The sequence below is a fragment of the Sphaerospermopsis aphanizomenoides BCCUSP55 genome (genome assembly GCF_001586785.1).
Lineage (GTDB): Bacteria > Cyanobacteriota > Cyanobacteriia > Cyanobacteriales > Nostocaceae > Sphaerospermopsis_A > Sphaerospermopsis_A aphanizomenoides_A.
The window spans coordinates 45327-69713 of record NZ_LUFH02000015.1 but is presented as its reverse complement, the minus strand read 5'-3'; the positions used below and the strand labels follow the sequence as shown (position 1 = coordinate 69713).

At 39.3% G+C, this 24387-nt stretch carries 19 protein-coding genes; 13 read left to right on the top strand and 6 right to left on the bottom strand.

Annotated elements, in window-relative coordinates; all coding sequences use genetic code 11:
• Positions 1-137 precede the first annotated feature (137 nt).
• The 3 genes from A0J48_RS06025 to A0J48_RS06015 all read left to right on the top strand — a co-directional run bounded on the left by A0J48_RS06025 (position 138) and on the right by A0J48_RS06015 (position 2686).
• On the top strand, positions 138-467 hold the full coding sequence (locus A0J48_RS06025; protein ID WP_200321268.1) for a YlcI/YnfO family protein: 330 nt from the start codon (positions 138-140) through the stop codon (positions 465-467).
• Between the two features lie 85 nt (positions 468-552).
• Entirely contained in the window at positions 553-2166 is a 1614-nt protein-coding gene (locus A0J48_RS06020; RefSeq protein ID WP_200321266.1) for a hypothetical protein, read from the top strand.
• A gap of 214 nt (positions 2167-2380) precedes the next feature.
• Complete coding sequence (locus A0J48_RS06015) at positions 2381-2686, top strand: RNA recognition motif domain-containing protein (RefSeq protein ID WP_200321264.1); 306 nt, start codon at positions 2381-2383, stop codon at positions 2684-2686.
• A 237-nt stretch (positions 2687-2923) separates the two neighbouring features.
• Here A0J48_RS06015 and dnaG read toward each other — a convergent pair whose 3' ends face one another.
• The gene (gene dnaG / locus A0J48_RS06010) at positions 2924-4837 is read right to left on the bottom strand and encodes a DNA primase (protein ID WP_200321262.1); all 1914 of its coding nucleotides are present in this window, start codon (positions 4835-4837) and stop codon (positions 2924-2926) included.
• Between the two features lie 255 nt (positions 4838-5092).
• On the opposite strand from dnaG, the gene tftA reads away from it, so the two are divergent.
• Positions 5093-6445 (top strand): hormogonium tapered terminus morphoprotein TftA, encoded by a 1353-nt coding sequence (gene tftA, locus A0J48_RS06005; protein ID WP_200321260.1) that lies wholly within the window; start codon positions 5093-5095, stop codon positions 6443-6445.
• Positions 6446-6811: 366 nt separating this feature from the next.
• Positions 6812-8863, top strand: coding sequence for a bifunctional serine/threonine-protein kinase/formylglycine-generating enzyme family protein (locus A0J48_RS06000; RefSeq protein ID WP_200321258.1), 2052 nt, complete (start codon positions 6812-6814; stop codon positions 8861-8863).
• A gap of 88 nt (positions 8864-8951) precedes the next feature.
• On the opposite strand, the gene A0J48_RS05995 is transcribed toward A0J48_RS06000, so the two are convergent.
• A complete protein-coding gene (locus tag A0J48_RS05995; protein WP_200321272.1) occupies positions 8952-10328 on the bottom strand; it encodes a 1-acyl-sn-glycerol-3-phosphate acyltransferase in 1377 nt (458 codons plus the stop codon).
• A gap of 289 nt (positions 10329-10617) precedes the next feature.
• On the opposite strand from A0J48_RS05995, the gene A0J48_RS05990 reads away from it, so the two are divergent.
• Both A0J48_RS05990 and A0J48_RS05985 read left to right on the top strand, forming a co-directional pair.
• Complete coding sequence (locus tag A0J48_RS05990; protein WP_200321256.1) at positions 10618-10968, top strand: Rieske (2Fe-2S) protein; 351 nt, start codon at positions 10618-10620, stop codon at positions 10966-10968.
• A gap of 442 nt (positions 10969-11410) precedes the next feature.
• Positions 11411-11758, top strand: a complete 348-nt coding sequence (locus A0J48_RS05985) for a hypothetical protein (RefSeq protein WP_200321254.1) — start codon at positions 11411-11413, stop codon at positions 11756-11758.
• 573 nt (positions 11759-12331) lie between these two features.
• Here the strand turns inward: A0J48_RS05985 and A0J48_RS05980 are convergent.
• On the bottom strand, positions 12332-13039 hold the full coding sequence (locus A0J48_RS05980) for a rhomboid family intramembrane serine protease (RefSeq protein ID WP_200321253.1): 708 nt from the start codon (positions 13037-13039) through the stop codon (positions 12332-12334).
• A 257-nt stretch (positions 13040-13296) separates the two neighbouring features.
• Between A0J48_RS05980 and A0J48_RS05975 the strand changes: the two genes are divergently transcribed.
• A complete protein-coding gene (locus tag A0J48_RS05975) occupies positions 13297-13830 on the top strand; it encodes a CAP family protein (protein WP_200321252.1) in 534 nt (177 codons plus the stop codon).
• Between the two features lie 122 nt (positions 13831-13952).
• Complete coding sequence (locus A0J48_RS05970) at positions 13953-15245, top strand: recombinase family protein (protein WP_200321251.1); 1293 nt, start codon at positions 13953-13955, stop codon at positions 15243-15245.
• Positions 15246-15273: 28 nt separating this feature from the next.
• Here A0J48_RS05970 and A0J48_RS05965 read toward each other — a convergent pair whose 3' ends face one another.
• Positions 15274-16794, bottom strand: a complete 1521-nt coding sequence (locus tag A0J48_RS05965) for a hypothetical protein (RefSeq protein WP_200321250.1) — start codon at positions 16792-16794, stop codon at positions 15274-15276.
• 370 nt (positions 16795-17164) lie between these two features.
• Between A0J48_RS05965 and A0J48_RS05960 the strand changes: the two genes are divergently transcribed.
• On the top strand, positions 17165-18769 hold the full coding sequence (locus A0J48_RS05960; RefSeq protein ID WP_200321249.1) for an ArnT family glycosyltransferase: 1605 nt from the start codon (positions 17165-17167) through the stop codon (positions 18767-18769).
• Between the two features lie 318 nt (positions 18770-19087).
• Here A0J48_RS05960 and A0J48_RS05955 read toward each other — a convergent pair whose 3' ends face one another.
• Positions 19088-19459, bottom strand: coding sequence for a hypothetical protein (locus A0J48_RS05955; protein ID WP_200321248.1), 372 nt, complete (start codon positions 19457-19459; stop codon positions 19088-19090).
• Between the two features lie 420 nt (positions 19460-19879).
• Here A0J48_RS05955 and A0J48_RS05950 point away from each other — a divergent pair, with 420 nt between their 5' ends.
• Entirely contained in the window at positions 19880-21784 is a 1905-nt protein-coding gene (locus tag A0J48_RS05950; RefSeq protein ID WP_200321270.1) for a chloride channel protein, read from the top strand.
• A 121-nt stretch (positions 21785-21905) separates the two neighbouring features.
• Here the strand turns inward: A0J48_RS05950 and A0J48_RS05945 are convergent, their stop codons facing one another.
• On the bottom strand, positions 21906-22322 hold the full coding sequence (locus tag A0J48_RS05945) for an AbrB family transcriptional regulator (RefSeq protein ID WP_200321247.1): 417 nt from the start codon (positions 22320-22322) through the stop codon (positions 21906-21908).
• 472 nt (positions 22323-22794) lie between these two features.
• On the opposite strand from A0J48_RS05945, the gene A0J48_RS05940 reads away from it, so the two are divergent.
• Positions 22795-23238 carry an Rrf2 family transcriptional regulator gene (locus A0J48_RS05940; RefSeq protein ID WP_200321246.1) on the top strand — a complete coding sequence of 148 codons (444 nt, stop codon included), beginning with the start codon at positions 22795-22797 and terminating at the stop codon, positions 23236-23238.
• Positions 23239-23398: 160 nt separating this feature from the next.
• Positions 23399-24361: an adenosylcobinamide-phosphate synthase CbiB gene (gene cbiB / locus A0J48_RS05935; RefSeq protein WP_200321245.1), complete on the top strand. Its 963-nt coding sequence runs from the start codon at positions 23399-23401 to the stop codon at positions 24359-24361.
• The last annotated feature ends 26 nt before the right edge of the window (positions 24362-24387 follow it).

The window sequence follows — 24387 nt, the reverse complement described above, 5'->3', positions numbered from 1 at the left end:
GGCTTAATCAGATACTAGATCCAGAATAATCTTAATCTTTTATATAAAACTATTCAAAATGCAAAACAATCTTTAGGTTTACCAGTTCTGACACCTACACAGCTAGTAATTAAATTAGCCTCTGGAGAAATTTAGCTATGAGTATATTAACACTGAGATTACCAGAAACACTACACCAACAGTTAATCAAGTTAGCTGAAACTGAAGGTGTTTCTTTGAATCAATATATAGTTTATGCTTTAACTCGCCAAGCTGTATCCACAGACTTCATTCAAGCATTACCAGAAAAAGAAATAGTTGATCAAGAACAGAGTTTTAAAACACTGTTACAAGGATTAGGAAAAGCCTCCGAAAATCAAATTAAATCTGTTTTATCTGAACGTGAAGTAGTACAACCAGAAGCAGAATTAACTTCTGAAATTATCGCTTCTCTTCAACAACGAATAAGTAACACGACTAGAATGTGAACCAAAAAACACACAAACTAAATAATTGGGTATCGCTATCATGGTAAATTGATACACAGTTAAGCCCTGATAACTCTATAAAAATATGCAAAACAGAAACAGTAGCTTTCTAGTTGGTAACACCAACGGCGATAATGTTCTCATCTTCGATGCTGCCACAGGTAACTATGTAGGAGAGTTTATCACTGCTGAAGAGGGTGGACTTGATCACCCAGACACCTTACTGTTTGGCCCTGATGGAAACGGTGATGGAAAAAGTGACCTTTATATAGCCAATGGTGCAGAAGCAGAAACTTCTTCGATATTGAGGTTTGACGGTCAAACTGGGGAATTTATTGATGTATTTATCGGCGATAATGCAGATACAGATGAGGATGAAACTGGTGGTTTAATTCGTCCCTATGGTATTGCTTTTGGACCCGATGGAAATCTGTATGTTGCTAGTTTCCTCACTGACCAAATATTACGCTATGACGGTGTAACTGGAGAATTTATTGATGTTTTTGCCCAGGGAAACGGTCAACCAGGGGGCTTAAATGGACCCAACGGCCTACTTTTTATTAATGGTAGTCTTTATGTTACTACCCAAGGAAGTGTAGCCACAGTTGATCCTGATACCGGAGAAGCTTTCCCCGATTTTAGTGCAGGTCTTCCTAGTCAAATTTTACGCTATGACTCACTGACAGCAGGAACAACACCCACAGTTTTTGCTACACCTGAACCTTCACCTGATAGCTTTGATTTTGTTAGCCTACTCGGTCTAGCTGTTGGTGAAGATGGTGATTTGTATGTCAGTGATTTTGCCAATGGTATTCTACGCTATGACTTGGAAACTGGGGATTTAATAGATTCTCTTTCTACAAATTATACAACCGATACGCCCCCCAGTAATAATTTTATTGGTGGTTTGGATTTTGCTCCTAATGGTGATTTATTGGTTGTGGGTTTTGATGTTACCACTACAGAGGGTGCAATTCTCCAGTATGATTCTGAAGCTGGTTCACCAGTTGACCCACTGGAAGTTTTAGTTCCTACAGACCCCATTCTTGCACGTCCTGTTGGCATAACTTTTTTCCCCACGGAAAGCAATTTAGTATTTGGAACTCCTGAAGAGGATGTTTTAATCGCAGGTGTAGATTTAGAAGCTGTTGCAGATATTGTCTTTACTGGTGCTGGTGATGATGAGGTTGATTTAGCAATCAAAGACTATGCTAGTAATAACCGAGTATTCTTAGGTAGTGGTAGTGACATTATAGATGTTAATGACCGGGATAAAGCTTTTGGTGGTTCTGGAGATGATATTTTTGATGCGTCCGATGCTAAAGGTGGTAGTCGTTTATCAGGTGGTGCTGGGAATGATACCTTTTATCTGGGTAGTGGTGACAGGGTTTTAGGTGGTGATGGAGATGATAAGTTCATTGTCCAGACAGGTGGTAGTAATTTAATCAGTGGTGGTGCTGGTGCTGATGAATTCCAAATTGTCACCGCTGAACTACCAGAAGCAGCTAACACAATTTTAGATTTTCAGATTGGTATTGATGTTATCAGTATCGGTGGTGCTGCTGGACTTGGTATTTCTGCTACAACTTTAGTTGTGAATGAAATTGGTGGTAATACTCAGATTCGTTTTGGTGATCAAACTTTAGCTATTCTTAATAGCATTACAGGTTTAGATGTTAATGCTATCAGTTTTAACTGATAAAGATACTCAACTGATGAATTGTTAACATGACTTTATGTAACAGTTTTTGTAACTTCTTCTCCGATAGTTAATTTCCATGCCATGATGGGAGGTGAGAAATAATTCGGCGACGGCGTTTGTTTTTAACATTGATAGGTTTTTCCCTTTTGGTATTTACAGACTTTTCTCCGAAATCTAAATCTCTACACTCTTATGATTTTGGAGAAAATCTATGTCAATTTATGTAGGCAACCTCTCTTATGAAGTTACCCAAGATACTCTAACTGCGGTTTTTGCAGAATATGGTTCTGTAAAGCGCGTTCAACTACCTACCGACCGTGAAACAGGAAGACTGCGCGGTTTTGGTTTTGTGGAAATGAATACAGATGACGAAGAAACAGCTGCTATTGATGCGCTTGATGGCGCTGAGTGGATGGGACGTGACCTGAAAGTTAACAAAGCTAAACCCAGAGAAGAACGTAGTGGTTCTTTCGGTGGTGGTGGTAATCGCAATGGTGGTTTCCGTAACCGCTACTAAGATACAATGTTGGGGTTGACTTTGTTCAACCCAACTATAAATCAAATCCCGGATTTATTAAATAAGTCAGGGATTATTTTTGCATTTAGGGTTTGTTGAAAAAGTCTTCTCGTGTAGGCAGGCAAGAGGCAAGAGTTGAGGCTATCTGTTGGTAACACATTTCTCTATATTTCATCCTCAATATGTCTATTAATTTTTTTATTTTTAATTCCGTCTGGCGTTATGTAAATGATATTACTAGTAACTTGAGTCAAGAGAAAATTGCCGTTGTTTATCTAGTTCTTGTAGTCGCATTTTTTCGGCATATATCACATCAGCATAATATTTATCTTTCTCTGGTTCTGCTTGTGGATCAATTTTCTCCCACAGTTCCATAAAATGACGATAACGTTTTTCCCTGAAAACTATTTCCATACAAGCTAGTGTTGCTTGTACTACTTGGGGAGTACGTCGGATTTCTTGTTTGCTTTTTTCATTCAAATGAAATAAATTAGAAACTAATGAAAATTCTTCTTCTAATTCTAAATAACGATTTTGCAAATGAGAAATTAAATCTATATCCTCTAGTGCAAATCCTAAACTCTTCTGCCACAAAAGCCGATGATGAGAAAGGCTAAATTCTAAATTCCGGCTGTCCAGTTCTTCAATGATTACCTGACGTTGTTCTGGACAATGTAGAAAAATACGCAATAATAACGCCTCTGCTTGTTCTAATAAACTCCGTTCAGTAGTTACTAGAGATAGCTTAGGCGTTTTTGACTCCTGTTTGCGTAAGCGCAATGGTGGAGTTTGCACACTATTATGGGGTGCAATTTGAGTTAGTAGGTTCTCAACTCGCAGGGGTATAAGTCTAGCGTCCCCTAGGCTGAGTATTTCGGCACAGTAGGAAATATAATAGTTAAGTGTATCACTATTAACTATATTTTGCAAGAGTTTTACTATTTCTTTTGTAACTTTTTGAAAATCGGTAGCTTGCCGTAAATCTCTATCTTTGACAATTTCCGAAATCTGCCAATTTAACCAAAGTGGTGCATCTGCTAATAGTTGCTGGTAATCTGCTGCTGTATACTTTTGCAAGTATTCATCCGCGTCTTTACCATTGGGTATATTCAGAATTTTTAACTGCACTTCGCCTTTATATGCTAAAGAGGCAATTTCACCGATCGCTCTTTCGGCAGCATTAACTCCGGCTTTATCTGCATCAAAATTGAGAATCAGTTGTTTTGAATCGGTATAACGCAATAGCAGCCGGACTTGTTCTATGCTTAAAGCTGTACCCAGGGAAGCAACAGCGTTATTAATTCCCGCTGCATGGAGAGCGATCGCATCAAAATATCCCTCTACGACTACAGCTTGATCGAGTTTAGAAATTCCATCTTTAGCTTGATCCAGGGCAAATAAAGTTTTACCTTTACTAAAAAGTTCTGTTTCGGGGGAGTTTAAATATTTTGGCTGCTCATCTGTCAGAGTTCTTCCACCAAAAGCTATAACTCGTCCTTGGGTATCACGAATGGGAATCATCAAGCGATCGCGGAAGACATCATAATAACCGCCCCCTTCTTTCCTCGGTTTAATTAAACCTGCTTTTTCCACCAACTGCACTGGATAACGTTTATTTTCCACCAAATACCGATGCAAGGTTTCCCAACCAAGGGGAGCATAACCTAAACCAAATTGTTGAATTGTTTCTGTTTTTAATTGACGATGTGCCTGTAAATATTGCATCGCCTTTTGTCCCAAATTTTGCCTCAAAGCGTGTTGATAAAATTGGGCTGTAGAAGCCAAAACTTCATATAACTGCTCACGCAAAGACAACTGGTGTTGTAATTCTTGTCTTTGTTCAGGTTCTAAAGTTTTTACAGGTACTTGATAACGCCGCGCTAAATCTAAAACTACCTCTGCAAAATGCCGTTTACCTAAATCCATGACAAATTTAATTGCATTACCCTTAGCTTGACAGCCGAAGCAATAATACATTTGCTTGGTTGGGCTAACTGTAAAACTGGGGCTTTTTTCATTATGGAAGGGGCATAAACCCACAAAATCTTTCCCCCGCTTCCGTAAAACTACATACTCCGAAACCACATCGACAATATCAGCCCGGAGTTGAACTTCTTCAATTGTGTCTGGATGTAAACGGGGAATTTGCATTTTTAGGTGACAGGTGACAGGTGACAGGTGACAGGAAGAAGAAGCAGGGGAGCAGGGAGCAGGGAGCAGGGAGCAGGGAGAAAAGAGTTATTTAATTTTGACTTTTGACTTTTGACTTTTGACTTGATTTTGCCCTATTCCCTATTCCCTATTCCCTATTCCCTTTCCCCAAAGACTATTATAATTCTTGTTCTCTGCCGGAAATAATCGCTAAAATTGCTTCATGCTGGAGCTTAACAACGGGAACGATCAAAAATGGGACGTATTTTCATTTCGGCCGCGCATGGTGGTAAGGAAGCGGGTGTTGTTGATCCTGGTGCGATCGCAGGTGGTACGACTGAAGCAAAAGAAATGATTCTCCTGCGGGATTTAATTGTTACAGAACTCAGATCCCGGACGGTGGAAGTTTTAGCTGTTCCTGATGATTTAAGTGCTGCTCAAACTATTACCTGGATTAATTCTCGTGGTCGTACTGGTGATGTAGCTGTAGAAATTCAAGCTGATGCTGCTAGTAGTCCTACAGTTAGAGGTTCTAGTGTTTATTACATCAGTAACAATGATCAACGCAAGCAAAATGCAGAACTGTTACTGATGGGATTGTTACGCCGTGTGCCTCAATTACCCAATCGTGGAATCAAGCCAGATACAGAGAGCGGTTTAGGTAGTTTAAAATTCTGTCGTCAAACAACAATCCCTGCTTTATTAATGCAAGTTTGCTTTCTTAGTAGTCCGGAAGATCGCAATTTGTTACAAACACGTCGCCGTGATTTTGCTTTAGGAATAGTAGACGGATTAGTAGCTTGGAGTCGGGCAGTAGACCCCAGTCCCGGAACACCTCCAGAACCAAATTATCCACCTATCAATATTAACATTAATGGGCAAAATTATCCAGAACAAGGTATATTAATTAATGGTAACTCTTATATTCCCATTGATTTAGTAGATCGCTTGCGGATTGATTTATCTAAATCGCCTAATGTTATCCGTGTTACCTATCGGCGAATAGTGTACATCAAAGCTATTGAATTGCAAAACTTCCATGTTTCCATTAGCTGGGATAGTGCAACTAAAACTCTTAACCTGCGCTCAATTTTATCAGTTTGTCCGGGACAAGTTAACCAAATTATTTCTAATGGTAACACCACAGAATTAGCACTGCAAATATTTTTGAAAAATAACAATGAAAATGGTCTTTTGCAATTTCCTGACATCCCCAAACTTTATCGAGAAGAAGCAGCAGTTGAGGGAGTAAATCATGATATTGCCTTTTGCCAAATGTGTTTAGAAACTGGCTTCTTAAGATTTGGCAGTGATGTTAAACCTCAGCAAAATAACTTTGCCGGTTTAGGTGCCATAGGTGGTGGTACAGAAGCAGCTTCTTTTCCCAGTGCCAGAATTGGTGTGAGAGCGCATATTCAACATTTGAAAGCCTACGCTAGTTTAGAACCCTTGGTACAACAAGAAGTAGACCCTCGGTTTAGATTTGTGACTAGGGGTATTGCTCCTTCCGTTGATCAACTATCAGGAAGATGGTCAGCAGATTTAGATTATGGTACTAAAATTAAAGCCATGTTGAACCGCTTATATGTATCCGCCAAATTGTTTTAATAGTTGATTGGAATTGAAAAACCATATTCACCAGTACATTCACTGACATCCTCTGAATAGCATCAAGACTAGATTTCTCAAGGTAAGCCAACGGATGCGTTTACGCCTTGTGCAACTTCATGTTAGTATTGTTTTACTCCCTGAATATGGTTAAAAACCCGACAAGCGGAGACAAGAACAACAAAAGTAAAAGCAACATGGAGATTAAATCTCAGTGGAGTGTCAATCGAGGTGCTTTAACTACACCTTGAAAATTCCGTCTTTAGGTTACTTGATTTTTTCCCGACCTCAAGGTGGGGGAAAATCAAACTCCTGTAGATACGTTGCATATAATTTCTCTACAAATCTCGTTAAAGCTATTTAACTATGCGGCTGGCTGGACGTTACGAGATTATCGCAGCATTAGGAAATGGCGGTTTTGGCATTACCTATAAAGCTATAGATACCCAAAAACCAAGTAAAGCTATATGTGTGGTGAAAGAACTTTTACCTCAACACTACAATACCGTCCGTGCAGATTTCTTTGAGAAGGAAGCGAGAATTTTAGAAATATTGGGTACACATTCCCAAATTCCTCACTTACTGGCCTTCTTTGAGGAAAACAAAAAATTTTATATTGTGCAAGAATTTATTGATGGACAATGTTTAGACAAAGAAATTCTTCCTGGTAAACGACTCAGTGAAGGATATGTCATCAAATTATTGCAGGATGTTTTAGAAGTTTTAGCTTTTGTTCACCAACAACAGGTTATTCACCGCGATATCAAACCGCAAAATCTGATTCGCAGACAGCAAGATGGGAAAGTTTGTTTAATTGACTTTGGCATAGTCAAGGAACTTGCTTCTCAAATTCTCAATAGTAGTGGTAGTCTGCAAACTTCAATTATGGCAGGTACTATTGGTTATATGCCAACAGAACAAGTGAGGGGTAAAACAGTTTTTGCTAGTGATATTTACGCCTTGGGAATAACTGCTATTCAAGCTTTAACAGGGTTACGACCTCAAAATATTGAAGAAGATCCACAAACAGCAGAATTATCCTGGCAACAGGAAGCACAGGTAAGTGCTAATTTAGCTGCATTTTTAACAAAAATGGTGCGTCGTCATCATGGCTTCCGTTATCAAAATGCTCAAGCAGCTTTAGAAGATTTGAGAAAACTCAATCCTTCTCTGCCTACGGCAATTCTATCACCTCAAGCTATAGTCCCTCCAGCTAGAAATCTATATTATCAAGAAGCAGCGACTCTAGCTAAACAAGGTAACGGACAATTTTCTCCTGTGATGTTAAAAAGGTTGGAGACGAAAAGACTGGATTTAGGTTTATCGGAACAAGAAGCACAGGAAATTAGGCAAGCAGTTTTACAAACCTATCGAGAGTATAATTCTCAGTTACAAACATCACAAAACCTACATCAAACTCAGCCATCAATTTCTACAAAATCCTCCCAAAACTCTGTTAACAGGACAATACACAAATCCCGATCTCAACAACCACCCAAAACAGCAAATAAAGTAGTTTCTCAACCACAATCTTTATCTATTATTCAAACTCAACCTTTTGAATTTGAAACAGCACAATTAATTTCTAAACCTGGATTTTTGGGCTTGGGAACAACTTGGGTAATTCAGCGCAGTAAAAAAACAGTAGAGTTGTTTATAGAAGATTTAGAAAATGGCATAGTTTTAGAATTAGTTGCCATTCCTAGTGGTACGTTTTTAATGGGTTCAACAGAAAATGAAATAGAAAGTGCAGATAAGGGAAGTCCTCAACATCAAGTTACTATTCAACCTTTTTTACTAGGAAAATATCCCATCACCCAAGCACAATGGCAAGCAGTTTCTAATTTACCAAAAATTAAAATTGATTTGTATCCAGACCCATCACATTTCAAAGGTGCTAACCGACCTGTAGAACAGATATCATGGCATGAAGCACAGGAATTTTGCGCCAGATTATCACGAAAAACAGGTAAATTGTATCGTTTACCCAGTGAATCTGAATGGGAATATGCTTGTCGTGCAGGTACAACTACACCTTTTTATTTTGGTAATACTATTAGCACTGATTTAGCAAATTACAATGGTGAATATGTTTATGCTAATGGTTCAAAAGGTATTTACCGCAAAGAAACAACTAATGTGGGATTTTTTCCAGCTAATGCTTTCGGTTTACACGATATGCATGGGTTAGTCTGGGAGTGGTGCGAAGATGGATGGTATAATACTTACATAGGTGCGCCAACGAATGGCAGTGCGCGATTGAGTGGTAGTGATAGTCACCCTCGTCGTGTATTGCGCGGGGGTTCTTGGTCTTACCGCCCAGTCTACTGCCGTTCTGCTTATCGCGTCAATTATCCAGCAGCTAGTAGAGATTTAAATCATGGTTTTCGTATTGCTTGTTCTGCTAAGTGGAGTTAACTGTTAGAGTCAAGATACAGCAGGGAAAGTAGGAGGAAGGAAACCAGTTTTATTCATTTCTAATGGGCAGATAATGCTGCCGGCGCTCCTAATTGACTAAATTCTCTAACACCTGCTGCAAATCATTCGTCAATTCAGCTACTGCTTGTCTACCAGCAACACGACTTCCTTTATACGCTGGATACCGTTCAGAAACAGATATCGGTTGACCCACGGTAATTTTTACCTGTTGCTTACCTAATTGGGGACGCTTGATAGGATTATTACCTTTAATTTGATTGACCATATCCCATAAAAGTAAGGTAGTTTCAGCAAATCTTTCTACTGATGGTTTTTCGCGGATGTAAATACCAGAAACAGCCACAAAATTTTCTACTAACCTCATGTGCCACATCCGAAAATATGCTTCTTCGGCAATGCGATCGCCCAAACTTTTTTCAATTGATGATAATAATTTAATATCCTTGAATTCTTCTCTAAAGATATAATTCCAACCCGCTTGTTCTACTCGTCTACATCTATCATTCCAATTTCCTCTCGATGGTAAATCAAAATATTGTTCAGCGATGAATAAAGCCACATTCATCACAGCTTGTAACCTATAAGCTAAGGCTTCATTTCTATCTGTAATTTCCCCATTGATAATCTTTTCTTCTGGCAATGTTTGATGATAAAATCGAGTGTAAAATTTCTCCATCACCGATAATAAATGTTCTGCTAAACTCAACAAACGGGTATAAAGGACTTCAAAGGAAGCAACATTACTACCGGAATTGACAGACAAACCACTAGCCGCTTCTAATTCACCTAACAGATTAGCTAAAGCCGCCCAAGGTTCATGAATATAACTATATTTCAGTCCCACAGGTACAATTACAACTTCTTCCTTTCTACCTGCTTTTTGTAAATCTTCTGCACACCAAAAGCTCATTTGAGCAATACCCGGTTCTAAGGGACTGACAATTTCTGATAACCCATTAGTCGCACCTTCGGGAGCAGCAGCCATGGGGAATTTTCCATTCATATATAAATCTCGTGCTGAACGTAACCCTATCCAGTCAGCCTTACCCCGCTGGATAGGAGTTCCACCCAAATGAGCAGCCATCCAACCGATATGTTTACCAGCCCATAGAGGAATGCCGCGATCATAAATAAAATGAGCATGAATTGGATCTTTGATGCCTATTTTTTGCTGTTTGGCTACCTTTGGCACAAGTTGGGAAAATAAGTAACCTAAACACAGCGGATCTTCAGTTTGAGGATGTCGAAACGCTAACATAAAGCGAATCTTACCCTCCTGAAACTGACGATACATATCCGCCAAAACTTCCACATTCTCTGCTTCAATGTGACTGATAGGAGTTTTCCAGCGTATCCAGCTTGGTAAAAAAAGATATACAAATCTTAATAGTAAAGGGTTAAACGCTGGAGGGATAAATTCCAAAGGTGGTTGTGCTTGATACATTAAATTTGACAACATACTTTTCAGCTTTTAGGAAACAGTGTTGAGTACCGAGTGCTGAGTTAAGAGTTCAGGAGTATGGCTGACACTACATTGCGCTATCAGGAGTCAGAAGGTTATTCTTCCGTTACTCCCATACCTTACATCCCTACACCCTAAACTCTGACATTTTTGTAACTAGCAACTTAAGTTAACACTTGCAGGTACATTAGCCGACTATCAGTAGTATGGCGATCGCACAGGACAAAATTGCGGGAAACTGAGAACAGGTCTGTAAAGAAAGGAGAACTCTATGGCCTGGACAAAAGTTCTGGAAGCTAACACCCTATCCCCTGGTGCGCGACAAGTGGTGAAAGTAGGTGACAGAAATATTCTGGTGTTAAATCACGAAAATCAGCTTTATGCTGTGGAAAATAACTGCCCTCACTTAAAGTTACCGCTGAAATCTGGGAAAATTGAAAATGGAGCAATTGTTTGTTCTTTTCACCGTAGTGCTTTTGACTTAAATAGTGGTGAAGCTAAAACCTGGTGTCCTTGGCCACCTGGAGTTGGTAAATTACTATCAATGGTATCGTCAGCAAAAAACCTGCCAGTATTTCCCGTGCGTGTGGAAGATGGCAACATTCTGATTGATGTCCCATAAAGCTGAGTAGTATTTTAATAGTTTGATTCTCAATAGTGCAGCTACTGATTGAGAATCAAACATTAAGACAATCAGTTTCAACCTGCTGAAGTCAATAAATGTTAAGTAAAGTTTACCCAATATCTTTCGTAGTTATTTTTAGGCGACAATAAAAGAGAAATAAAAATTCAATTCATGAACTTTTAACTTCACATAGCTTGTTAGCTAGTAGTAAATGGAGGTAAAAGAAAATGACATCCAATCTGATTATTCATGATAGTTCTACATACCTAATCATTAAAATCGGTGTGCTAATTTTAGCTCTTTTACTGTGGTTTGTAGTCACCGCTGCACCAGTGATTTAAGCACTTGCCACCATTCCACAATCTGAGCAGCTCACTTTCTTTGACTACAGCGTGTTCTATTATAGGATGGACAAAGTATTACAAAATGTGGGGCTTTTATGGCTCGCTATACCTCTTCGTTTATTGTTTCTGTTCCCATCGACCATCTGCAAGCATTACTAATAGATCTGCTACAGGATTGTGGTTTGGATGTTCAATACTACACACCCGATTACATTATGGCTCGTGAAATTCCTGGTAACGTATCGTTCTCTAAATTAGTGACAGTAGAGGTACTGGTTGATAAATCCAGTGCTACGGAAACGGAAACCCGGATGAGTATCGTGATCAAGAATGAGGAACTGCCACTTCAATTGAACAATCACTGCCGACAAATATTTGATTTTGTTCGGCAAATGATTGAACAGAGCCGACATTGGCATCTAATTGAAAGTATTTCAGGTTGATACTCCCTCATCTCAAAATAGGTCGATTCTTGGTTAAAAAAGTCCACTTAATTTAGCTTCTTTACCGCTTCTTAGCAAAAAAATGGGTCAAAAGTTTCCCCTTTAAAGGGGAAAAACAAAAACTTATTCCTTGTTCAATCCTCTTGATTTATCAAGAGGTAAAACTTTTAATTTTTGGCTTTTGAATTTTGACTTTTGAATTTTGACTTTTGACCGCCCCCTTAACTATTTTTAGCCAATTTTCTCATAAATCCAAAATTAACCACTTCGTGTAATTCCCCATACCTTCACAGGATGGGGATTTAAAGTATTTTAGATTTTGGATTTTGGATTTTGGATTTTGGATTTTGGATTTTGGATTTATTTTCTAGATAAATTGTGCCATATATAGGAATAATATTTGATTTTTGAACAAAAATCCGTACATCTAAATATTCTAAAACCCTTTTGCGTCTTGACTTTAGGCTTTCCCTCCTACCTCCTGCTATATTTTCTAGGATTTATAGCCGTAGACAAGGCGGTTAGGACATTAATCAAAACTAAAACTTAGACACTCAAAGGCTTTTACCACTGTCACCTGTCACCTGCTATATCATTAAACAAACCCAATAAAGGCCCAAGAATTGCCCCAAAGATAAAACCACCCGCATGAGCCCAGTAAGCAATACCCCCGTTTTCCATACCAATGTTAGTAGGTGCGTCTAAACTAGCAATTCCGTAAAAAGCTTGTTGGATAAACCAAAATCCTAAAAAGAAATATGCAGGAACACGAAAAGTAGGGAAGAAAATACCTAAAGGTAGTACAGCGAGAATTTCTGCTTGGGGAAACCGGAGAATATATGCACCCATCACACCCGCAATAGCACCACTGGCACCCAAAGAAGGAACATTGGAATACTGAGCAAAATACCATTGGGTTAATGAAGCCAAAACACCGCAAGATAAATAAAACAGTAAATATTTAAAATGTCCTAATTTATCTTCCACATTGTTACCAAAAATCCACAGAAACAACATATTACCAGCTAGGTGCAGTAAACCACCGTGGAGAAATTGGGCAGTAATTAAAGTAGCCCATTCTGGTACTGGTTGGTTGACAGAAATACCTGCAAAACTTAAAGAAAGTTCCCTGGGTACTACAGCTGCCAAATGTAAAAACCCATTTAATGCTTGGGGAGGAAGACTTGTTTCATATAGAAAAGCCAGAATATTCGCAGCGATGAGTCCATAAGTAACATAAGGTGTAATTTCTGTAGGATTATTGTCTTTAATGGGAACCACAGACTTTTTCCTGATTTTTGCACAACTTACTTTACAGTAACGAATTTGTCAGAATTCAGCTAATATACCAGGGAATAGGGAATAGGGAACAGGGAACAGGGTTTGCAGTCTATTATTTTCTGGCTTTTTTCTCAAAGTTTATTAGTGCCGTTTGACTGAATTGGCAATTGTTAGAATCATCGTGATGCTCTCCTAGTGATTGAGCCAATACGTTTTTTATTTTTTCTAACTTTCTCTGTCTCAACTCCTTGTTAATCATGGCACATTTATTATCTAAAATTACCTATGCTGTATTCACAACAGCAGCTATAGCTATAGCAACGTCTTTACCTCAAACGTCACAAGTCTCAGCGCAAAATGCAACCGGGGCTGCGGAAATTCTCAATGCTCACAATAAATACCGTCAGGAAGTCAATGTTCCTCCGCTGAAATGGTCTAATACTTTAGCGAGTAATGCCCAAAAGTGGGCTAATTACCTGGCTTCTCGTGGTGGAGCATTACAACATAGCCAGAATAGCGGCGAAGGCGAAAATTTGTGGGCTGGGACTGCGGGATATTTCAGTTACACACAAATGGTTGATAGTTGGGGTAAAGAGAAGCAATATTTTGTGAATGGGACTTTTCCTAATGTCAGTTCTACAGGCAACTGGTATGATGTGGGTCACTATACTCAAATAATTTGGCGAAATACTACTGCTGTGGGCTGTGGTGTTGCTCGTGGTGGTGGTAAGGATATCTTGGTGTGTCGTTACAGTCCGCCAGGTAACTATCGAGGACAAAAAGTATATTAAAGCTAGTTGCTAGTTGTGGAGGCAGATGATGAAGGATGTGGGGAAAAAAATTAAAAATTAAAAATTAAAAATTCAAAAACTCTGCCTCTTAACTAGTAACTAACTTTATCAATAAATGACTGATGAAAATTATTGCTTACAGTTACACTGATCCTCTGTTAGAAACTGCTCCCGATGAAAATAGTTGGGGATGGGAGATAGATCGAGTGTATGAAGATTTAGGTAAGCGATCGCAATTACAACAACTACTAACTGATTGTGAAACAAAACCTGCAAATTACTTACTGATTCGCAGATTAGAAGAATTGGGTGATACATTAGAACAAGTGAGCGATCGCCTCAACCAATTAGAAGCGATGGGGGTAATGGTAATTGCGACGGAACAAGCATACACTTCAGAATCTGCTAAATTCCGCGCCCAATTACTGAGTTTACTGCAAGAAATTCAACGTCAACAGCGCAGTCGTCGCATCCGTCAAGGACACGCTAAAAATCGCCTGGAAGCTTCACCACCACCGGGTAAAATCCCTTACGGCTACCGCAGAGGTAAAGGAAAATATACTATTGATCGCGCTACATCACCTATAGTCAAAGATTTTTTTGATAACTTTTTACTGTATGGTTCTCTGCGTGGTTCAGTTCGTTATATAGCCAAAAAATACGGTAAAAAAATCTCTGTCACCACCGGAAGACGCTGGTTAACAAATCCCGTTTATCGTGGAGATACCGCTTATCAAAATGGGGAAATCATTTCTGATACTCATCTGGGTATAATTTCTAGGGAAGAAGCAGCGCAAGTTGACCGACTTTTACGCCGCAATAGCCGTTTACCATCTCGTACCGCTAGTGCGCCCCGTTCTTTAGCTGGTTTGGTTGTCTGTAGCCAGTGTCAGTCGCGGATGATAGTCACTCGTGTTACTCGGCGTTACCAAGACAAGGAGTATTTGTATTTACGCGCCACAGGCTGTCCCCAAAGTCCAAAATGTAGTGCTATTTCCTACTCAGAAGTTTTAGAAAAGACAATTGCAATTGTTTGTCGGGACTTACCTTTAGCAGTTGAGGGGATGAATTTTCCCCAATTAGATGCCATAAAAAATAGTTTAATTAATGCGATCGCACGTCAGCAAGAAATACTGCAACAGTTACCCACCCTCACAGAAACAGGAATTTTAGATGTAGAAACAGCCAAAATCAGAGCCTACAAACTTCACACAGAAATTTCTCAACTCCAAGCGCAGTTAGCAACTCTCCCACCTGTAAACTTGCGTTCTGTGGCTCAAGCTGTTTCTATTGCTCAATTTTGGCTAGATTTATCGGAAGTAGAAAGACGATTCTATCTCCGAGAATTCATTCGCCAAATAGATATAAGTCGCAACGGACAAGATTGGAATTTACAGGTAAGTTTCATTTTTTAATCTGTCACAAATAGGGCTATAAACGGTATTATTTATCATCTTGATTGTTTGCCGATTTTGGTGATTTACCAGCATTTCTCACATTCATAACTTTACTCAGTAAATCAAACCAAAAAGGCGCTCCCATGGCAATAGCAAAACCGCTGACTATCCAACCAGAAATCATGGTTAATACATGGAAAACAGGCCAGCCTTGAATCTTGTTTATTTCCCAGTTTAGCTGTTCTTGTAAATTCTCCTTTGTCCAACCAATTGGTAGATTAATCTCATTGACAATTTCTTGAGGATTGAGATCAGGATTTCCAGAATTAGAATTTTCTAATGTTTGCACAGCTTTATAAACTATCGCTTCTCGCAATACACTATCTTTTGATAACCGATCAATGATATGAAATGTGTCTGCATTTGCACTGACAGCTAAAGTAATACCGATCAAAATTGCTACGCCTTTGGCATTACGTTTGTAAACACCACCTGCTCGCTGCATGGAGCTATCAAAACAGTTCTCCAGTTCTTTCCGTAATATTTTAATACCATCCTCTGTGCTTTTAGCTCTGTATTGCGCTCGTTTAGCTATTGTGCCAATATTATCCACAATCACAGGTGGTAAACTATCAATCAATTCTCTAAGAGTTTGATATGTGGGGCTGTTTTCATCTTGTATGGCTGTTTTTAATTCTGTATAAACAGCACTACTTTGATTCATTAATTGGACAATTTCGTTGATATTTGGTTTCAATCCTCCCACAGTTATTGCTTCATCAATACTTGAAAAGATGTGTTCACGGAGTGTCTGTAATCTCTTCAATGTTTCTCTTAAAAATTCATATTCAGGATCTATATTTGCTTCAAAATTATCTACATATTTGTACAGGCTATCCTTCAGGCGTTGAACAGTGGTATCTATATCAAACTTCTGATATTTAAAATCATTAACAATATCTGTATATTCTTTAGTTAAATTTTTGAAATCATTGCCAATATCCTGGGTGATATCATTAGAAATTTTGGTTATTTCTAAATTTCTGTGCAATCTAATGAGAATATCTCTAACTTCTTGCAACCGTTGTTCTTTAAATTTTTCTAGTCTCACTACAGTTAAGTGATAAATTAATTTAGGTATTTGTAGTTCTTCTATCAGAGACGTAGCAAATGTATCTGCTCCAATATATGAAGGCGCACTATTTTGAGTGCCAAAAGATGTTTGTTTGGGTGAATATTTAGATCTTGATTTTCGCATTGACCGAGTTAGAGTAGCTATAAACCAAGTCAATTTTCTGGGAAAAGTAGCTAACAGTCCTTTGGCTTCTTGGTTAATACTTTTAATTAACGGATTAGTATAAATTCTATTGGTAAGTTCAATAACTTCCTTGGCTTCTGAGTTAGCGACATCTCCAGCTAAGAGAATTTCAATTGATTTTCTTAAATGTACAGCACGCCATTGCAGCACTGTAGCAAGCAGTTCTTGAATTTCTGATGCTAACAAACTTAAGATTAAGTAAATAAATATTAAACCGAGGGCGATATCTAAAATAAAAGGTAGGCGCATTATACAGACTCCTTCAGGATAATTGACCAGTTTAGGGTTGTATTCTTTATATCATTTAAATTGAAAAATGCTTGTTAAATTGTTTAAAAAATAACTAAGAAAAATTTTTTCCAAAAAATTATCATTATCCACAGAAAACTGAGCTAATTTTGGATCTAGCCATTGCTTATAAAAATATTTGGTGATGGTGCAATACTATTCAGGATTTAGAACCTTGAAGTTGTAACTTAGTAAAGCATTAGGCATTGGGAATTGGGAATTGGGTTTCGGGCATTAGGCATTGGACATGGGAAAATTAATCAACTCTTGCCTATTCCCTATTCCCTTACCCATGTAATAGAACCAGTGAGTAAAGTGATTAGCATAAAATATGCCAGAAGGAAGCTACATTTGGAGTCATCTAGAAAAACAGCATCGCACAGTTGACAAAAGGATTGATTGGAGATGGCTGATAGTGTTACTGTTGGCGGCATTGTTGCTGTTTAGCATCAATCTTGGGGAAGTACCCCTGCAAGATTGGGATGAAGGCACTGTAGCCCAAGTTGCTAAAGAAATTTGGCGGGCTCCAGCAGGTTCTATGCGCTGGCTTTACCCCACCTTGGGAGGTGAACCATACTATAACCAGCCACCCCTGATGCATTGGCTAATTGCTGGGGCTTACTCTCTTGGTGGCGTAAATGAATGGACAACTCGCCTACCTGGTGCAATTTTAACAGCTATTTCTGTACCTTTACTGTATTGTATTGGCAGAGAGATATTTCGCCAGCGTTGGTCTGCCATTTATAGCGCCTTAATTTATCTGACCATGCTACCAGTAGTGCGTCATGGTAGGTTAGCAATGTTGGATGGCGTGGTAGTAAGCTTGTTGATGGTGATGATGTTGTGTGTGCTGCGATCGCGCCGAGATTTACGTTATTGCCTGGGTGTAGGTATCAGTTTTGGGCTGATTTGCCTAACTAAAGGCGTAGTAGGGATATCATTAGGTGCGATCGCTGTAGTGTTTCTGTTTTGGGATACACCAAGATTACTCACTTGTTACTATCTGTGGACAGCAGTATTGATTGGTATCCTACCTGTAGTTGGTTGGTACACTGCCCAACTCCTACACTATGGTTATCCCTTCTCTGAGATTGATGTCAATCAACCCCTGCAACAAATTAATATCGTTGTCAACGGTAAAGCCGAACCACCTTGGTACTATCTCATAGAAGTCCTCAAATGGACATGGCCTTGGCTAGTATTTTTACCACACACTGTTCGCTTCACCTGGGAAAATCGTAATCTTAGCTGGGCAAAACTGATCATCGTCTGGACTAGTGTTTATCCGTTGCTGATTTCTCTTGCTAGTATTAAGCTACCTTGGTATATTTTCCCGATTTATCCTAGCTGCGCTTTGGCTTTTGGTTTCCAGGTGACAGAGATAGAAAATATGCGTTTCTTTTCCTCCTATCCCCGTGCTTGGGTAACTAGTTTTGCTATTTTAGCCGTGGTAGCTTCTGCCGGTAGCATTTATTTTAGTTGGGGTACCACAGGCAAAACGGATGTACAAATGATTTTTGCTGCTGCCGCATTAACGATGACTTTAGCAGCAATTTTGGCAGAACGAGGCGATGGGCAATTTTTGAAAATTTTAGTTTGGGGAAGTTATATTTCCCTACTGTTGCTAATGAACTCTAACTACTGGATGTGGGAACCAGGAGAAGCTTATCCTGTCAAACCAGTTGCTGCCATGATAGCGCGTACCAATCCGGCGGTGAAAGAAATCTACACATCTTTTCCCTACCGTCGTTCATCGTTGGATTTTTACAGCGATCGCACTATTATTCCTGCTTCTGTTGGCGATTTACAATTTTATTGGCAGTACAATGAGCAACCCTATTTGCTTTTAAATGCATCTGCTTTAGAGAGTCTGAAACTTCAATCTATCAAGGTAGTTGATCAAGCTCACGATTGGCAATTGATTACTCGGCAATAAATAAAGGGGTGTAGGGGTGTAGGGGGAAGAAAATATCTTTACAGTTGACTCATTAGAGTTAATTTCTTTTCTTGTTCCCATACTTTGTAGGTTGGAAGCGAGATAAAGCTGTTTGCCAACTTAGTATGCAGGTATTTTCACCACACCCTACATACACCCTACATACACCTTACATCCTAGGACTTACGCAGAAAAACGGAAAATTAAAGGTTTGGACAAAGGGGTGAAGTGATATAAAAATTAAGATCGAGAAGAAGAAAACCCCTACACCCTTACACCCAGACCCGACGACAGATTCTATGCGTAAGTCCTGATATCCTATTCTCTGTTCACTTTTTCAGTGCCTGGAAACACTTGTTGTTTATAGTTTGTCATTTCCTGGGTGGCAGCAATTGTAGCCAATAAAATTACACCTCCCATCGCCAAAGCAACTAACGGACGCTGAATCAGCACTAAATCTCTAATCATTCTCGCTAAAGGTCGGCTTTGACGACGTAAGGCTGAAGCCATGAGAATTTGTTTCCAAATAAATGGATCACGGACGTAGTGACCACTTTGACAAACGACAAGCCTTTCCTGACAATAGGGACAAGTAAATAACCCGATGTAGGTCTTAACAGGCTTTGTCCTATTATTTCTCTGACAAATCGGGCAAGTAACATAATTATTATCAAAAGTGTGTATATTCATCTAGATTGAACTTTAATCACTGATTTGAAAATAGGTGACAGTTAAAAAGTTACAAGCCAAAAGGCAAAAGGCAAGAGGCAGAAGTAAGAATTAAGTTTTCCCCTACACCCCTACACCCCTACACCCTTACACCCTTGCGTCTTAAAAGGCTGTTGCAACTGATCATAGCTAGATTGTCGTACAACGAGTATAGCTAGATTTGGAAAAAGATAACTCCTAGAGAATTTACAACACATTGCAGGTTGCTCTAAGCACAAACTTTAATTACAAAGCCTTGTAGCAAGAGGATTTTACTGCTGACTGCTGACTGCTGACCGCTGATAGCTTTTGTATATAGTTGTCTGGTTGCTAAATCATGCCTCACAATGGGAATTAACAGATAAAAAATTAAATTTTTTCCTACATTTACCCCGTCTCTCCATGACTCTCTTGCCTCCTACTCAACTCAGGAAGGTAACGGAAGTACCTGCCTTTTCCAAACCTCCTGCCCGTTTAACTCATCTGATTAATCTTTTTCAACCATCTCCAGAAACAGTAGTGCTGTTTTTAGCCATGCTCATTGGTGGTGGTACTGGTATGGGTGTAGTCACCTTTCACTATTTAATCCAGCTGATTCATGACCTGATGCTGGAAGATTTTATGGGACAGATAGGAGTTTGGGGTGCTTGGACTTTAGCTTGTGTTCCCACTTTGGGTGGCCTAATTGTAGGCTTAATGCGTTGGCGCACTCAAGACTTTGGCCCTGGACTTTCATCTTTAATCGCTGTTGCTCAAGGTAGAGAAGTGAAGCGACAACTCCGACCTGTTACCAAAATGATAGCTGCTGCTGTGTCTTTAGGTAGTGGTGCATCTTTAGGTCCAGAAGGCCCAAGTGTAGAAATTGGTGCTAATTTTGGGATGTTGTTGTCGGATGTATTGCAAGTTTCTCAAGAAAGACAACGGTTACTTCTGGGCGCTGGTGCTGCGGCTGGTTTAGCTGCTGGATTTAATGCTCCCATTGCCGGGGTATTTTTTGCCTTAGAGGTGGTGATGGGCGCTACATCTTTTGCTACTTCTGCTGTGAGTGTGGTCTTACTGGCAGCAGTAGTAGCATCCTTGATTGCTCAGATTGGTTTAGGGTCTCAACCTGCTTTTGCTTTGCCTGCTTACCAAGTCCGCAGTCCTTTGGAATTACCGCTTTATCTGGGTTTGGGTTTGGGTGCAAGTTTAGTTGCCCTGACTTACACTCAATCCATTGGTTTAGCTAAAGCGGTTTTTGATGGTCGAGTGAAAGGGTTTGAATTGATCAGAAAAATTCCTATGCCGATTCAACCAATTATTGGTGGGGGAATAGTTGGAGTTGTGGCTTTGCAGTACCCACAAATTTTAGGTATTGGTTATGGAACTGTACAAGCAATGTTGCAAGATCAGGAGTTTTCTTTGAACTTGTTACTTGTACTTATGGTCTTGAAAGTGTTGATAACAGCAGTTAGTTCTGCTAGTGGTTTTGTGGGTGGTTTGTTTGCACCAGCAATGTTTTTAGGTGCATCCTTTGGTTCTGCTTATGCCAAAGTTTTGGCTGTGATAGTGCCAACAATCGCTGAATATATGGCTGCGCCTCCAGCTTATGCAATGGTGGGTATGGCTGCTGTTTTAGCGGGAAGTGTAAGAGCGCCTTTAACAGCTATTTTAATGCTGTTTGAATTAACCCGCGACTACCGGATTGTTTTACCTTTGATGGCGGCAGTAGGTTTAAGTGTATGGTTAGTAGAGCGAATCAAGCCAACCGTTAATTCTAATTCCAATCTGCAACAGATTGGTCTTGCAGCATTAAAAGATGATCAGGTAGAAATAGTACAGCAAATTTTTGTAGCAGATGCTATGGGATCATACCCCAAAAAAATGCCTGCGAATCTTGGGGTTTTAGAAGCTGCTATGGAAATGATCCGCGATCGCACAAGTAGTGCTTTAGTAATTGATACCGCAGAAAAATTAGTTGGCATTCTGTCTCTGGACGATATTAACCGTACCCTTTCTCTTTGGGAAAGTTTCCAGAATTCTCCTAATCAAATACAGACTAATTTTTACCATCAAACAGTGATAGACATTTGTACAACTGATCTTCTCTATGCTTGGCAGGATGAACCCTTATCGGAAGCTTTAGACCGGATGACATTGCGTGGTTTGCATCAGTTACCAGTGGTAGCAAGAGACAACCCCGATTGCATTTTAGGTTTATTAGAGAAGGAGCAAATTGCTTTGACTTGTAATTTGGCAGCTACACGCAAAGCAATACAGCAATACTTACCAGTCTTGCCAATCACAGATATAGTTATTGGTCATTAGTAACACGGAATAGGTAATAGGGAACAGGGCAATTAAAAATTTAAAACCTCCTGTTTATTCCCCTATTGCCTCTTCCTGCTGACAACTGACTAATGACTAATGACTAATAACTAATAACTATTTATTCATCTGTAGCTTCTACTTCAGCATCATCTTCCCGATCTTCTGGGTCTACTTGCCGTAGTCGAATATGCTTTTTACCCAAAGTTATGATAAATTCATCTCCAGGTTTCAGATTCATCTGTTTTGTATAAGCCGAACCTATCAATAAGTTGTTGTTCGACTGCACACTAATTCTATAGCTGGCACTACGTCCACCACGACCATTGGCACTTGGTGTACTATCCAACTGAATGCCCTCAGCATCAATTAGGGCATTTAAGAATTTCATCATATTGACGCGCTCTATACCATTTTTGGTAACAGTATAGTAGCCACACTGTTTAGCTTTGTCTTCCTTGCTCTCGTTCTCTAGCTCCTTAACTTTTTTGAGCAGTTCTTCACCGACAAGGGGGTCAATTTTTTTCTGTTTAGGCATCAACTTAGGTCGAAAATGAATGTTTGAAGTGGTTGAATCGATTTTATTTTAACTGATACTGAGCTAACAGGAACAGAATCCTTTATTTTTTATCTCAGCATAGCCAAGTATATTACACTTACAGGAAAAATTGTTGCACAATTACCAATCTTGTCAAGATATTTTCTAAAATAAAATTCTGATCTTGCTGATATCTATATATATAGCCATCCGATGTGATTTGTGAATTTACTCGTCTTGGTAGTGAATATGGAAAGAACGTTGCTAGATGTGTACGGAATTTGTATGGCTACGCCACGCAAGCTATCAAAAATCAGATAGGATTCCTATAGTTTGTGAATTACTGGTAGACTGTATTTGTTTAAGTTTTTTAAAGTTCCGCAAACAAGTTGTCTGCTTACCTAAGATGATATTGAAGTCATTAGTCATTAGTAATTTATTACCCTGTTCCCTGTTCCTTATTCCCTGATAGATGAAACTAACGACTAGAGGACATTATAGTGTGAAGGCGTTGCTGGATTTGAGTTTACAGCCAAAATATGGCCCGGTATCTGTAAGAGCGATCGCCCAACGTCAAGATATTCCAGCTGCCTATTTAGAGAAACTGCTAATAGAAATGCGTCGTGCTGGATTAGTAAAATCTATTCGCGGCAGCATCGGTGGCTATCAATTAGCAAGAAAACCTGCTCAAATCTCTATAGGACAAATTTTAGAGGCAGTTGGGGAAAACATAACTCACTTACCTCTTTCCAATTCACCACCTGCACAAGCGGAAGATTGGGTAACTTTTACGCTATGGCAAAGATTGAACCAAAAGCTCAAAGAAGCATTGTACAGTATTACTTTGGCAGACCTTTATTATGATGCTCGTAGTTGGCAGGCATCTTTAGGTGAAGAAGCTAGTTTTGTAGTTTAGTCAGTTGACAGGTGACAGGTGACAGTGATTAGGTGACAGGTGACAGGAAGAAGAAGCAGGGGAGCAGGGAGCTTTCTAGCAGGCAGCAGGGAGAGAATAAATTTCTATACTATTTCCTATTCCCTTTCCCCAATGACTAATGACTAATGACCAATGACCAATGACGAATAACATCTATATATTAATTATTGCTGCCTTATTAGATTACTTAATTGGAGATCCTTGGGGTTGGCCTCATCCAGTGCGAGTGATGGGGTGGATAATTTCTGGTTTAAGTAAATTTTTTTTGCAGCACTGTCAGAGTCAAATAAAACAGCGTCTAGCTGGAATTATACTCGCTATTATCCCTATTATAGGCAGTGGTTTGTGTGGCTGGCTAATCATTCAAATTAGCAGATGGCTACATCCATGGTTAGGAATAATTTTAGAGAGTATTTTTCTAGCCAGTTGTTTTGCTCTTCATAGTTTACGGTCTGCGGCTGTAGATGTTATCAAACCTTTAACAACAGGAAATTTAGCACAAGCAAGAAAGATTTTAAGTCATTATGTGGGTCGAGATACAGAAAATCTCTCAGAAGCAGAAGTTTTGCGAGCAGTTGTAGAAACAGTGACAGAAAATGCGACTGATGGGGTGATGGCTCCTTTGTTTTATGCCATCTTGGGTGCATTAGTGCCTTTTGTCGGCCCAGTTCCTTTCGCTCTAGCATACAAAGCTAGTAGTACCCTTGATTCAATGGTGGGTTATCGGGAAGCACCCTACACTTATATTGGCTGGTTCAGTGCTAAGTTAGAGGACTGTTTAACTTGGGTTCCTTGTCGGTTAACAGTGATGACTTTGGCGCTAATATCAGCTAAACCTTTATATGTTTGGCGTATTTGTCACCGGGATGCTATTCAAGATCCCAGTCCTAATTCTGGTTGGAGCGAATGCGCCTATGCTGCTATTTTGGGTATACAGATGGGAGGGATAAACTACTATAGTGGAGTAGCTAAAAATAAACCATTACTAGGAGATGCTATTTATCCCATCACTCCAGATGCAATTTACAAAGCGTTGCAATTAACTAAATACTCATTTCTATTGTGGTTAGGATTAGCGATATTTTTAATATATAGTTTGTAATTGAAAGCAGGAGTCAGGAGATAGTA